This is a genomic window from Rhizobium sp. CSW-27, assembly GCF_018760785.1.
Classification (GTDB): domain Bacteria; phylum Pseudomonadota; class Alphaproteobacteria; order Rhizobiales; family Rhizobiaceae; genus Neorhizobium.
In genome coordinates this window covers 152,996-165,924 of the sequence record NZ_JAHHZO010000009.1, presented here as the reverse complement: position 1 = coordinate 165,924, position 12,929 = coordinate 152,996, and the positions used below count along the sequence as shown (strand labels likewise).

The following is a 12,929-nucleotide window of genomic DNA, read 5'->3' as shown; positions in this document are numbered from 1 at the left end:
CATGACACGCAGAAAAGAACTGTCCGAATTGCGCAGCCAGCGCTGGTTTGCCTCCGATGACATGCGCGGTTTCGCGCATCGCCAGCGCACCCAGCAGATGGGCATGCGACGCGAGGAGTTCATGGGCCGGCCCGTGATCGGCATCATCAACACCTGGAGCGAGATGAGCCCGTGCCATGCGCACCTGCGCGACCGCGCGGAAGCGGTGAAGCGCGGCGTGTGGCAGGCGGGCGGTTATCCGGTGGAAATGCCGGCGCTTTCCGTGGGCGAGGTGATGGTGAAACCCACCACCATGCTCTACCGCAACTTCCTTGCCATGGAATGCGAGGAACTGCTGCGCTCGCACCCGATCGACGGGGCCGTCCTGCTCGGCGGTTGCGACAAGTCCACGCCCGGCCTGCTGATGGGCGCCTTCTCGATGGATATCCCGGTGATCTATTGCCCGGCAGGCCCGATGGCGAACGGCCAGTGGCGCGGCATCAAGACCGGCGCCGGCACGCATACCAAGAAATACTGGGACGAACTTCGCGCCGGCAATATCACCAAGGATGACTGGGTGGATCTGGAAAGCCGGATGACCCGCTCCGCCGGCACCTGCAACACCATCGGCACGGCCTCGACGATGACCTCGATTGCCGATGCGATGGGCATGACGCTGCCCGGCGCATCCTCCATTCCCGCCGTCGATTCCGGCCATCCGCGCATGGCGTCCGCCTGCGGCGTGCGCATTGTCGAGATGGTCTGGGAGGATCTCAAACCCTCCGATATCCTCAACAAGGCAAGCTTCGAGAACGGCCTTGTCGCCTATATGGCCATGGGCGGTTCCACCAATGCCGCGGTGCATCTGATTGCCATGGCGAACCGGGCGGGTGTCGCGCTGACGCTCGACGACATGTCGGCGATGGCCGCGAAGGTTCCGGTGGCCGCCAATGTCTTCCCCTCGGGCGAATACCTGATGGAGGATTTCTATTTTGCCGGCGGCCTCAACGCGCTGCTGAAGAAGTTCTCGCATCATCTCGATCTTTCGCGGCCGACCGTCAACGGCAGGACGATCGGCGAGAACATCGCCGATGCCGAATGCTGGAATGACGAAGTGATCCGCGATGAGAGCAATCCGGTGGTACCTCTGTCGAAGGGCAAGACGCTGGAAGTGCTGCGCGGCAATCTGGCACCAAACGGCGCGGTGATGAAATCCTCCGCCGCCAACCCGAAATTCCTCAAGCATGTGGGTCCGGCGATCGTCTTCGATGATCCGGCAACGATGAACAAGACGCTCGACAAGCCGGACGTGGACGTGACGGAAGACACCGTCATCATTCTGCGCAATGCCGGGCCCGTCGGCGCACCCGGCATGCCGGAATGGGGCAACCTGCCGATCCCGAAGAAGCTTCTGAAACAGGGCGTGCGCGACATGGTGCGCATCTCGGATGCGCGCATGAGCGGCACGCATTACGGCACCTGCATCCTGCATGTCTCGCCGGAAGCCGCTGTCGGTGGCCCGCTGGCTCTGGTGAAAACCGGCGATCTCATCGAACTGGATGTCGCCGCCGGCACCATCAACATGAAGGTTAGCGACGAGGAACTGGCGGCACGCCGTGCCGAATGGAAACCAACGGCGCGCATCTACGAGCGGTCCTTTGCGGCACTCTACCAGAGCCACGTCAGCCAGGCTGACCAGGGCTGCGATTTCGATTTCCTGAGTGGCCCGGCGAAAGTGCCGGACCCGGTCATTTTCTAAAGGACGAGCCCATGAGTACGCTGAACCCCTTCAAATCCTGGCTCTCCGACAAGACTCGCGCGACGCCGCTCGGCACCTGGCTGATGGCGGCGGCGCCCGCCAGTGCCGAAGCGCTCGGGTACGCCGGCTTCGATTTCCTGGTCGTGGACATGGAACATGTGCCGATCGAAGTCTCCGATCTTGCCCATATCCTGCGTGCCATCGGCTGCACGCCGGCCGATGCCGTCGTTCGCCTGGCCTGGAACGATCAGGTCCTCGTCAAGCGCTGCATGGATGCAGGCGCCCGCACCGTGATGCTGCCCTTCGTGCAGACGGCCGAAGAAGCAAAAGCCGCCGCCTCTTATACCCGTTATCCGCCCCATGGCATTCGCGGCGTTGCTGCCGTTCATCGCGGCTCGAAATTCGGCACGATCCCGAATTACCTGAAGAACGCCAATGACGATGTCTGCACCATCGTGCAGCTGGAAACGCCGGAGGCGATCGAGCGCCTGCCGGAAATCGCCGCCGTGGATGGCATCGACGCGCTCTTTGTCGGTCCGGGCGATCTGTCGGCCGCCATGGGCCATATCGGCAACATCGCGCATCCCGAGGTCCAGGCGCTGATCGAAAAAGCAGCGAAGGACGCCCATGCGGCCGGAAAGCCGATCGGCATTGTCGGCCCGAACCCGGACATGGTGAAGCGCTTCATCGGTTACGGGTACGACTACGCGGCAATTGCCTCCGACATCGCCATGATGACTGGCCGCGCCAATGACTGGCTGGGCCAGATGAAGGGCGAAGCAAAGCCGGCCGCCGCTGCCCCAAGCGCAGCGTATTGAGGAGATCTAGGTGGCAACCGGCTTCGATCTCGTTCTCGATGCGAAATGTGCGCTTGGCGAATGCCCGCTCTGGTCGGTCGCCGAACAGGTGCTCTATTTCGTCGACATCAAGCATAAGCGCATTCACCGTTTCGATCCGGCTGACGGTTCGCTCGGCACCATTGATCTGCCGGAAGAGGTGGGCTGTATCGGCCTGGCAAAGGACGGCGGTTTCGTGGCCGGCTTACGCTCCGGCATCTGGCTGATCTCGTCGACCGGTCAACTGCTGCGCAAGCTGGCGGACAATCCGGAAGACCAGGCGGTGAGCCGCTTCAATGACGGCATGGTCGATCCGGCCGGCCGCTTCATCGCCGGCACCGTGGATGAGACGCGCGAGCGGGGTATTGCCAGCCTCTATCGCTACGACATCCACGGCCTACATAAGATTGCCGGAGAGCTCTTCACGTCGAATGGCGTGGCGTTCTCGCCAGATGGCAAACGGCTCTACCATTCCGATACGCTGCGTTATTCGCTCTACACCTACGATTATGATGTCGAGACCGGCGCGGCGACCAATCGCCAGCTCTTTGCCAGTTTCGGCTCCGAGACAGACAAGGGCCGCCCGGATGGCGGCGCTGTCGATGCTGACGGCTGCTACTGGACCGCACTCTTCGAAGGCGGTCGCGTGCAGCGTTATGCGTCGGACGGTCGGCTTCTCGCCGAATACCCGGTGCCGGCAAAATGCCCGACCATGGTGACCTTCGGCGGGCCGGACATGCGCACCCTCTACTGCACCAGCGCCAGCATTGGCCGGCCGGATGCAGAACGCGCCGAATACCCGCTCGCCGGCGCGCTGTTTGCCATGCGCACGGAAATCCCCGGCCTTCCCAAACCCCTCTTTAATCCCGAAATCTGAGACGAAGCAGAATGTCCGCCTTCTACGATAGCGTCCGATACCAGTCACTTTCCGACCGCCATGTCCTGATCACCGGCGGTGCATCCGGCATCGGCGAGGAAATGGTGAAAGCCTACCGCGCGCAGGGTGCGCGGGTCTCCTTCGTCGACATCAACGAAGAGGCCGGGCGCGCGACGGCGGAGGCGACGGGTGCGATTTTCAAGCCCTGCGACGTCACCGATATCGCAGCGCTTCGCGAGGCCATTGCAGCATTCGAAACGGAAAATGGCGCGATCCAGGTGCTCGTCAACAATGCCGGCAAGGACGACCGCCACGCCATGGATGAGGTCGAGCCGGACTACTGGCGGCGGGCCCTGGCACTCAACCTCGACCACCAGTTCTTCGCCACGCAGGCCGTCGCCAAGGCGATGGCCGCGACCGGCGGCGGCTCGATCATTATGTTCAGTTCGATCTCCTGGATGCGTGGACGCCCCGGCATGGTGGGCTACACCACCTCGAAGGCAGCCATCAACGGCCTGACGAAGACGCTCGCCCGCGAGCTTGGCCCCTCGGGCATTCGCGTCAACTGCATCGTACCGGGCGCCATCGTCACCGAACGGCAGCTGAAGCTCTGGACCACACCGGAGCAGAACCAGCAGTTCATCGACCTGCAGGCGCTGAAATTCCGCCTCGACGCCAGCCATGTGGCGCGCCTTGCGCTGTTCCTCGGCTCTGACGAAAGCAATGGCTGCACGGGTGCCAATTTTGTCGTCGATGCCGGTCTGACCCAGAACTGAAAGTCTTCTTCATGCAACTCGATCTCATCCCCGGCGGCTTCACTCTCTCGCTCGAAGGCCGCGAAATCCTGCGTCATACGGAGGCAGCTCCGGCCCTCTTCGTTGGACGGGGCGAAGAGCGGATGGATATGTATCGCGGCAACTTCGAGATCGAGGACTATGTCGTGGAGCGCACCGCGCTTGGCCATGTCGAGGTTGGCGGCAATCGCGTGGAGTTTGCCGCAGCAAGGGGCCAGGCGCCCCGCTTTGCGTTGACCGTCGATGGAAACCAGCTGCTGACCGAGGCGCTCGATGGCTGCATCAACCGCGTCTGGATCCGCATCCAGGCGGAGGCGGACGAACATGTCTGGGGTGGCGGCGAACAGATGTCCTACTTCGACATGCGCGGCCGCCGCTTTCCGCTCTGGACCTCCGAACCGGGCGTCGGGCGCGACAAGACGACCGAGATCACCTTCAAATCGGACGTGACCGGCAAGGCGGGCGGCGACTACTACAACACCAACTATCCACAGCCGACCTATGTGTCGTCGCGCCGATATGCGCTGCATGTGGAAACGAACGCCTATTCCGTCTTCGACTTCCGCCGCGACGGTTTTCACGAGATCGAAGTCTGGGCGGTGCCGCAGCGGCTGGAATTCTTCGCCGCGCCGACCTTCGTCGATCTCGTCGGCCAGCTGTCGCTGCGCTTCGGACGTCAGCCTGAGCTTCCAGAATGGGTTTATGGCGGCGCGATCCTCGGCCTGAAGGACGGTGAGAATTCCTTTGCCCGCATGGAGAAAATGCGGGCAGCTGGCGTCAAGGTCTCCGGCCTCTGGTGCGAGGACTGGGTCGGCCTTCGCCACACCTCCTTCGGCGCGCGCCTGTTCTGGGACTGGCAGGCAAACGAGACGCGCTATCCCAGATTGCGCGAAAAGATCGCCGAACTGAACAGGGACGGCATCCGCTTCCTCGGCTACGTGAACCCCTATCTCTGCGTCGATGGCCCGCTCTATCCGGTCGCCGACGAGAAGGGATATTTTGCCAAGGGCGAGGACGGTCGCACGGCGCTCGTCGATTTCGGCGAGTTCGATTGCGGTGTCGTCGACTTCACCAATCCGGCAGCCGCTGCCTGGTTTGCGGAAGAGGTGATCGGCAAGAACATGCTGGATTACGGTCTCTCCGGCTGGATGGCCGATTTTGGCGAATATCTGCCGATCGATGTGAAGCTCGCCAACGGCATTGATGCGAAATTGATGCACAATGCCTGGCCGACGCTCTGGGCCGAGGTGAATGCAAGGGCGGTGGAAAGCCGCGGCAAGACCGGTGACGCCCTGTTCTTCATGCGCGCCGGCTTTACCGGCGTGCAGGCGCATTGCCCGCTTTTGTGGGGTGGAGACCAGTCGGTCGATTTCTCGCGCCATGACGGGCTGGTCACCGTCATCTGCGGTGCGCTCTCCTCCGGCCTGCTCGGCAATGCCTATCATCATTCCGATATCGGCGGCTATACGAGCCTGTTCGGCAATGTACGCACGCCGGAACTCATCATGCGCTGGGCGGAAATGGCAGCCTTCACCGCCGTCATGCGCAGCCATGAGGGCAACCGACCGCGTGACAACATCCAGATCGATCAGGATGCAGAAGTGCTTTCGCACTTCGCCCGCATGACGGCGATCTACGTGCATCTGGCCCCCTATCTGAAGGCGCTCTCCGCCGAGGCGGCGCAGACCGGCCTGCCGGTGCAGCGCCCGCTGTTTCTCCATCACGAGGACGACCCGGAAACCTACGCGGTGCAGGATGTCTATCTCTATGGCCGCGACCTTCTCGTGGCGCCGGTCTGGCAGGCCGCCCAGAGCGAGCGCATGGTCTATCTGCCGAAGGGCGAGACGTGGGTCCATGTCTGGTCGGGCGAGGTTTTCGACGGCGGCCAGACGGTGACGGTGCCGGCTCCCCTTGGCCAGCCGGCGGTCTTTGCCCGAAAGGGCGCGGCGCAGGCTGCCCTGTTTGACGGGTTGCGGACGCTATGACCATGGCGACAAGCAGTCTCGCCGTCCTTCTGCTCATCGCAGCCTTCGCCGCCTATACCCAGACGCTGACCGGTTTCGCACTCGGCCTCATCATGATGGGTGGCGTCGGCTTGAGCGGCGTCATCCCGCTGACCGATGCCGCGGTGCTGGTCAGCATCCTTGTCATCGTCAATGCGGTGCAGGTGCTGGCCAGGGGCTGGCGGGACATTGCCTTTCGCCAGTTCGTGCCGGCGCTGGCCGCCAGTCTGCTGTTCCTCGGGCTTGGCTACGGCCTGCTGAACCTGATGGCGGCTGCTTCGCTCGACTGGCTGAAGGTGGTGCTGGGCGTAGTGATCGTCCTTTCCAGCATCCAGCTGTCGCTGAAGCCGGCGCCGCTCGAAACCATGTCGGGGCCTGCCTCTTTCGCCGGCTTCGGCGCCGTGGCGGGCGTGATGGGCGGGCTGTTTTCCACGGCCGGGCCGCCACTGATCTATCACTTCTATCGCCAGCCGCTGAGGCCGGCATCGGTGCGCGAAACGCTGGTGGCGATCTTCGCCATCAACGCGGCGATCCGGCTCGTGATGGTGGCCGGTGCGGGGCAATGGCCTTCCGCCGGCTTCTGGTGGGGATTGCTGGCCGTTCCGGTGGTCGTGCTGGCGACCTGGGCGGCGCGACGCTATCCGCCGCCGCTGTCACCGCTTGCCATGCGCCGCGTTGCCTTTCTGCTGCTGTTCCTCTCCGGTCTGTCGCTGGCCGTTCCCGCCATCCTGAAGCTGACGGCGGGGCCGGTGTGAGTACCGCCGGGGCGGCTGCAAAAGGGGCTTCGAACGAAGAACAACTGTGATACCAAGGGGCAATAGATCGGGAGGACGATGCGACCGAAGGCCGAAGCGGGGCTAGCGCGGCAGAATGCCGGCGCGGCGCGCAGCGGTTCGCCTCGCTCACCCCTGCCCTGTTCTCGCAGGTCGGCCGGAACGACGGCCGGCACTCATGATCTGAATGCCATGACGGAAACGGGATCTGCCGCATGAAGGACTTCATTCTCGCCATCGACCAGGGGACGACCTCCACCCGCTCGATCATCTTCGACCGCACCTACAAGAGCCGCGGCGCAGGCCAGCTGGAATTCACGCAGCATTTCCCGCGGTCCGGCTGGGTGGAGCATGAGGCGGAAGACCTGTGGACGACGACAGTCGAGACGGCCCGGCAGGCAATGGCAGCCGCCGGCGTGACCGCAGCGCAGATCGCCGCAATCGGCATCACCAACCAGCGCGAAACGGCGCTCGTCTGGGACCGCCGCACCGGCAAGGCGATCCACAGGGCGATCGTCTGGCAGGATCGTCGCACCTCCGAGCGTTGCGCGGAACTGCGTGCCGAGGGGCATTCGCAACTGGTCGCCGAGCGAAGCGGCCTCCTGATCGATCCCTATTTCTCCGCCACGAAGGTGGCGTGGCTGCTGGACAACGTTCCCGGCGCGCGGGATGCCGCCGAACAGGGGCATCTCGCCTTCGGCACGGTCGACAGCTGGCTGATCTACAGGCTGACCGGCGGGCGCCGGCACGTGATCGACGTGACCAACGCGTCGCGCACCATGCTGTGCAACATCGGCACCGCCGAATGGGACGAGGATCTGCTGAAGCTCTTCAACATTCCGCGCAGCATGCTGCCGGAGATCCTCAGCAATATCGACGGTTTCGGCGAGACGGATCCCGAAATCTTCGGCGGCGCAATCGCCATCCGCGGCGTTGCCGGCGACCAGCAGGCGGCGGTGATCGGCCAGGCCTGCTTCACGCCAGGCATGATGAAATCCACCTATGGCACCGGCTGCTTTGCCCTGCTGAACACCGGCACAGACCGGGTGGCCTCGAATAACCGCCTGCTCACCACCATCGCCTATCGCCTGAACGGTGAGATCCACTATGCGCTGGAAGGGTCGATCTTCATCGCGGGTGCGGCTGTTCAGTGGCTGCGCGACGGGCTGAAGATGATCGGCAAGGCCTCCGAGACGGCCGTGCTTGCCGCCAAGGCCGATCCCGGCCAGCGCGTTTATCTGGTGCCCGCCTTCACCGGTCTTGGGGCGCCCTGGTGGGACGCGGAGGCGCGGGGCGCCATGTTCGGCATGACGCGCAACACTGGGCCGGCGGAATTTGCCCGTGCGGCGCTCGAATCGGTCTGCTTCCAGACCCGTGACCTGCTGGGGGCGATGCGCAAGGACTGGCCGGGCAATGCCGACACGCTGCTGCGTGTCGATGGCGGCATGTCGGCGAATGACTGGACCATGCAGCGGCTGGCCGACATTCTGGGCGTTGCAGTCGATCGCTCCGCCTCGACGGAAGTAACCGCTCTGGGCGCTGCCTGGCTTGCCGGCCACGGCGCGGGCATCTGGCCGGATCAGAAAGGCTTTGCCGCGGAATGGCATCTGGAGCGGCAGTTCGTGCCCGCCATGGCGGCGAACGAGCGCGCGGATCTGTTGACGGGCTGGGATTCGGCCGTGCGGTGCACGCTGGGCTTCGGCAAGTAGAAAGGGGGATAGGCGGGCGCCGCTTGCGCGGCTATGGTTCCCCCATCCGTTGCCCGGCCGTGCGGCCGGACCTCTGTCTGCTGGAGTGCGCGATGTTCAAGCCCAATCACCTGAAAGCCCGGTTGCTGGCCGGCGAAACCGCCTATGGCTGCTGGGTTGGTGGCGGCACGCCGACCAATGCCGAGATCCTTGGCCATCTCGGCTTCGATTTCCTGCTGTCCGACCACGAGCACGGCGCGGGCGAAACCCGGGAAATCACCGAGGCGCTCCGGGCGATCGAGACCACGCCGACGCCTGCCGTGGTGCGGGTGCCGTGGAACGATCATGTGTTCCTGAAGCGCGTCATTGATGCGGGCGCGCAGTCGGTGATGATCCCTTCCGTCGATACGCCCGAGGCCGGGCGTGAGGCCGTCAGGGCCTGCCTTTATCCGCCGCAGGGCATTCGCGGCTATGCGGCAAGCGTGGTGCGCGCCTCCGGCTATGGCACCGAGCCTGGCTATGTGGAACAGGCCAATGCCAATATGATGGTCATCCTGCAGCTCGAATCCTACACTGCCGTGGAAAATGCGGCCGGGATTGCCGCCATCGAGGGCGCGGACGTGATCTTCATCGGTATCAACGATCTTGCCGGTTCCATCGGGCGGCTTGGCCAGACCGGCCATCCGGAAGTGCAGGCGCTGGCGCGCCGGGCCGAGCGCGAGATTCTCTCAGCCGGCAAGGTGATGGGTACCGTCCCGAATGCCGGCGCCAATGTGCACGAGTTGCTGGAACGCGGCTACCGCTTCATTCCCGGCCCCTATGACGTGGCGCTGCTGCGGGAAGCCGGTTTTGCCGCAATGGCGGAATACCGCACCATTCAGGAGGCCCGTGCCAGGGGCGAGGCGCCGCCGGTTGCAAGCGCCAGCTCCTACTGAGCCGGGGGCTCGCGGCGGGAGGCGGTCAGCGGCTGCCGTCGGAGCAGCATGCCGAACAGATCGCGCGGCTCGTCGGGATCGGCGAGCAGATCGAGCGTGTCGAAGCGCCCGGTTTCGTTGAGCTTGTCGCGGACATAGCGCAGTGCCGAGAAATCCTCGGTCGCGAAGCCGACGCTGTCGAACAGAGTGATCTGGTCGCCGCGCGCGCGGCCGGTGGCGTTGCCCGCAATCACCTGCCAGAGTTCGGTCACCGGGTGGTCGGGCGCAAGTTGCTGGATTTCTCCCTCGATCCGGGTCTGTGGCGGAAATTCCACGAAGATGTCGGAGCGCAGCAGAATGTCCCGGTGCAGTTCCGTCTTGCCGGGGCAGTCGCCACCGACCGCATTGATGTGCAGGCCGGCGCCGATCATGTTGTCGGTCAGAATGGTGGCATTCTGCTTGTCGGCGGTGGCGGTGGTGACGATGTCCGCCCCTTCCACGGCCTGTTCTGCCGAGGCGCAGATCTCGATGGTGAAGCCAAGGCCGGAGAGATTGTCGCGGCAGCGCCGGCTGGCGGCCGGATCGATGTCGTGGAGGCGCAGCCGGTCGATGCCCAGCAACGCCTTGAAGGCGAGCGCCTGGAATTCGCTTTGCGCCCCGTTGCCGATCAGCGCCATGCAGCGAGCATCGCTGCGGGCGAGATGCCGCGCCGCGACCGCCGAGGTGGCCGCCGTGCGCAGCGCCGTCAGGATGGTCATCTCCGTCAGAAGGATCGGATAGCCGCTGTCCACATCGGAAAGGACCCCGAAGGCGGTCACCGTCTGGCGGCCGCTTCTGGTGTTCTTCGGGTGGCCGTTGACATATTTGAAGCCGTAGAGCCGGCCATCGCTGGTGGGCATCAGCTCGATCACGCCGTCGCGCGAATGGGAGGCGACGCGCGGCGTCTTGTCGAAGCTTTCCCACCGGCGGAAATCGGCCTCGATATAGCCGGCCAGTTCCCGCAGGAACCGTTCGGTGCCGATGGACAGCACGAGGTCCATCATGGCTTCGACGCTGACGAAGGGAACGAGGTTCAGGTTCTGCGGCATGATGTCTCCCAGGGGCTGCGGGTTCTAGTAGCTTCGGGTGGGACGATCCATGACCTTGCGGCCCATGAGGCTTGCGGTAAGATCGACCAGCAGGATGGCGGTGCGGCCGCGCTCGTCGAGGAAAGGGTTGAGTTCCACGAGATCGAGGCTTGTCACGAGACCGCTGTCATGCAGCATCTCCATCACCAGATGAGCCTCGCGGAAGGTCGCCCCGCCCGGCACGGTGGTTCCGACCGCCGGCCCGACGGCGGGATCGAGAAAGTCGACATCGAGGCTGACATGCAGCAGGCCGTTGGCGGCCCGCACCTCTTCCAGGAACCCGCGCAACAGGGCCGCCACCCCGTGTTCATCAATGGCGCGCATGTCGTGTACCGTCACATCTGTTCGGGCAAGGGCTGCCCGTTCGGCGGGATCGACGCTGCGGATGCCGAGCATGCAGACATGGGCGGCCGGCACGACGGCAGCGAGATCCGGAAGATAGGGCGAAAAATCCGGCTGTCCGGTGAAATAGGCGACCGGCACACCATGCAGGTTGCCGCTTTGCGTGCTGTCGAGCGTATGGAAATCCGTATGGGCATCGAGCCACAGGACGAAGAGCGGGCGCCCCTCCGCCGCCGCCCGGCGTGCAATGCCGCTGACGGAACCGGCCGAGAGCGCGTGGTCGCCTCCGAGGAAGATCGGCATGCCATCGGTGCTTTCCCGATAGGCCGTTTCGGCGATTGCCTCGATCCAGCCGCGGATGACGGCAAGGTTGCGCACGGCGGGATTCGGATGCGCAACCGTTTCCAGCGGACGCGGCACGAGATTGCCGAGGTCGGATACCCGGTGGCCGAGCTCAGTCAGCGCCCCGACGATGCCGGCGGTGCGAAGCGCGCTCGGTCCCATCTCGCAGCCCAGTTGCGAGGCGCCGTCCTGCAGTGGAACGCCGATCAGTTTGCAATGCATGGCCTGTCTCCTTCATGAACAGAAAAACACGGTGGGGTGGCAGTTCGAAGCCGGTGATTTGTCAATTTCAGCAGGATACTTTACCAATATGGCGGTTATTCCAGCCAAATCGGAGGTTGCCTTGGACGATCTGGACACCCGGCTGATCACACTGCTGCGGCATGATGCCCGCCGCAGCGTCTCCGATCTGGCGATTGCGCTGGGTGTATCGCGTGCGACCGTGCGGGCGCGGATGGAACGTCTGGAAGCCAGCGGCCGCATCCTCGGCTATACCGTCATCCTGCGGGCCGACACGGTGGACCTACCGGTGCGCGGCATCATGATGATCGAGATCGAGGGCCGCGTGACGGACCGCGTCATCAATGCCCTGGGCGGCTTTCCCGAAGTCTCCGAGATCCACACCACCAATGGCCGCTGGGACCTGATCGTGGAACTCGGTGCGGCAAGCCTTGCGGAATTCGACGCCGTGCTGCGGCGCATCCGCCTGGTTCCCGGAATTACGGCCAGCGAGACCAATCTTCTGCTGGCGACGCCGCGCAGCACGCGCGCGCGACTGTGACTGGCCGGCCCTTTGCCAAATATTGCCTTTGCTTATAATGGACGAGGAAGCGCGGCGAGAGCGCGCAACCCGGCAAGCAGCGAGGTCGGCATCGAGATGGAACACAGGTCCGGCAGCAGGCGCGAGGAGAACCGACAGCGCAACCGCGATGCCATCAAGGCCGCGGCATGGACCGTTTTTGCCACCAAGGGGCTCGATGCCTCCACCGTGCGCGATATCGTTGCGGCGAGCGGCGTCTCCATCGGAACCTTCTACAATTACTACGGAACCCGCGAGGCGGTGTTTCACGAGATCCTCGACAATCTGGCCGAGCAGATCCGGCACCTGAGCGGCGAGGCCCGCAGCCGTGAAAGCGAGATCGAGCCGATGCTGGCGCACAGCTATCGCTGCTTCCTCGATTTCATTCTCGGTCTGGAGGGAGCGCTCGATTTCTGCGCCCTCAACCAGCATCACATCCGCGCACGGCTGTTTACCCTGACCGGCACCGGCGGGCTTCTGGGGGATATCGAGGGCGACCTCCTGCGGGTGATGCCGCAGGCCACGTTCTCGCCCAGCGAACGCACGCAGGTGGCCTGTCTGATCGTTGCCAATGCGCTGGAGGTGCTGTTGCAGTCGCGCAACGGCCAGCCGCTCGACGTCGCGGGCACCAGCCGCTTCATCACCCGCCTCATCGTGCGCGGCATCGGCAGCTGGGCCGATCAAAAATAAAATTGA

12 protein-coding genes are annotated in these 12,929 nt (G+C 64.3%); 10 read left to right on the top strand and 2 right to left on the bottom strand.

Going from position 1 to position 12,929, the window contains the following annotated elements:
• Nucleotide 1: 1 nt before the first annotated feature.
• The 8 genes from araD (at nt 2) to KLP42_RS17825 (ending at nt 9,644) form a co-directional block, all read left to right on the top strand.
• The gene (gene araD, locus KLP42_RS17860; protein ID WP_215568306.1) at nt 2-1,738 is read left to right on the top strand and encodes an L-arabinonate dehydratase; all 1,737 of its coding nucleotides are present in this window, start codon (nt 2-4) and stop codon (nt 1,736-1,738) included.
• An 11-nt stretch (nt 1,739-1,749) separates the two neighbouring features.
• Nucleotides 1,750-2,556 carry an HpcH/HpaI aldolase family protein gene (locus tag KLP42_RS17855; RefSeq protein WP_215568305.1) on the top strand — a complete coding sequence of 269 codons (807 nt, stop codon included), beginning with the start codon at nt 1,750-1,752 and terminating at the stop codon, nt 2,554-2,556.
• A 10-nt stretch (nt 2,557-2,566) separates the two neighbouring features.
• A complete protein-coding gene (locus KLP42_RS17850) occupies nt 2,567-3,451 on the top strand; it encodes an SMP-30/gluconolactonase/LRE family protein (RefSeq protein WP_215568304.1) in 885 nt (294 codons plus the stop codon).
• Between the two features lie 11 nt (nt 3,452-3,462).
• On the top strand, nt 3,463-4,227 hold the full coding sequence (locus KLP42_RS17845; protein WP_215568303.1) for an SDR family NAD(P)-dependent oxidoreductase: 765 nt from the start codon (nt 3,463-3,465) through the stop codon (nt 4,225-4,227).
• A gap of 11 nt (nt 4,228-4,238) precedes the next feature.
• The gene (locus KLP42_RS17840; RefSeq protein ID WP_215568302.1) at nt 4,239-6,230 is read left to right on the top strand and encodes an alpha-glucosidase; all 1,992 of its coding nucleotides are present in this window, start codon (nt 4,239-4,241) and stop codon (nt 6,228-6,230) included.
• A gap of 2 nt (nt 6,231-6,232) precedes the next feature.
• Entirely contained in the window at nt 6,233-7,003 is a 771-nt protein-coding gene (locus KLP42_RS17835; protein ID WP_215568301.1) for a TSUP family transporter, read from the top strand.
• 233 nt (nt 7,004-7,236) lie between these two features.
• Nucleotides 7,237-8,730 carry a glycerol kinase GlpK gene (gene glpK, locus KLP42_RS17830; protein WP_215568300.1) on the top strand — a complete coding sequence of 498 codons (1,494 nt, stop codon included), beginning with the start codon at nt 7,237-7,239 and terminating at the stop codon, nt 8,728-8,730.
• A 92-nt stretch (nt 8,731-8,822) separates the two neighbouring features.
• Nucleotides 8,823-9,644 carry an HpcH/HpaI aldolase family protein gene (locus tag KLP42_RS17825; protein ID WP_215568299.1) on the top strand — a complete coding sequence of 274 codons (822 nt, stop codon included), beginning with the start codon at nt 8,823-8,825 and terminating at the stop codon, nt 9,642-9,644.
• On the opposite strand, the gene ocd is transcribed toward KLP42_RS17825, so the two are convergent.
• Nucleotides 9,638-10,714, bottom strand: coding sequence for an ornithine cyclodeaminase (gene ocd / locus KLP42_RS17820; RefSeq protein WP_215568366.1), 1,077 nt, complete (start codon nt 10,712-10,714; stop codon nt 9,638-9,640). The genes KLP42_RS17825 and ocd overlap by 7 nt on opposite strands.
• 21 nt (nt 10,715-10,735) lie before the next feature.
• On the bottom strand, nt 10,736-11,656 hold the full coding sequence (gene rocF / locus KLP42_RS17815; RefSeq protein ID WP_215568298.1) for an arginase: 921 nt from the start codon (nt 11,654-11,656) through the stop codon (nt 10,736-10,738).
• 121 nt (nt 11,657-11,777) lie between these two features.
• On the opposite strand from rocF, the gene KLP42_RS17810 reads away from it, so the two are divergent.
• Together KLP42_RS17810 and KLP42_RS17805 are read left to right on the top strand one after the other, a co-directional pair.
• A complete protein-coding gene (locus KLP42_RS17810; protein WP_215568297.1) occupies nt 11,778-12,215 on the top strand; it encodes an Lrp/AsnC family transcriptional regulator in 438 nt (145 codons plus the stop codon).
• A gap of 96 nt (nt 12,216-12,311) precedes the next feature.
• Nucleotides 12,312-12,923 carry a TetR/AcrR family transcriptional regulator gene (locus tag KLP42_RS17805; protein ID WP_215568296.1) on the top strand — a complete coding sequence of 204 codons (612 nt, stop codon included), beginning with the start codon at nt 12,312-12,314 and terminating at the stop codon, nt 12,921-12,923.
• Nucleotides 12,924-12,929: the final 6 nt, after the last annotated feature.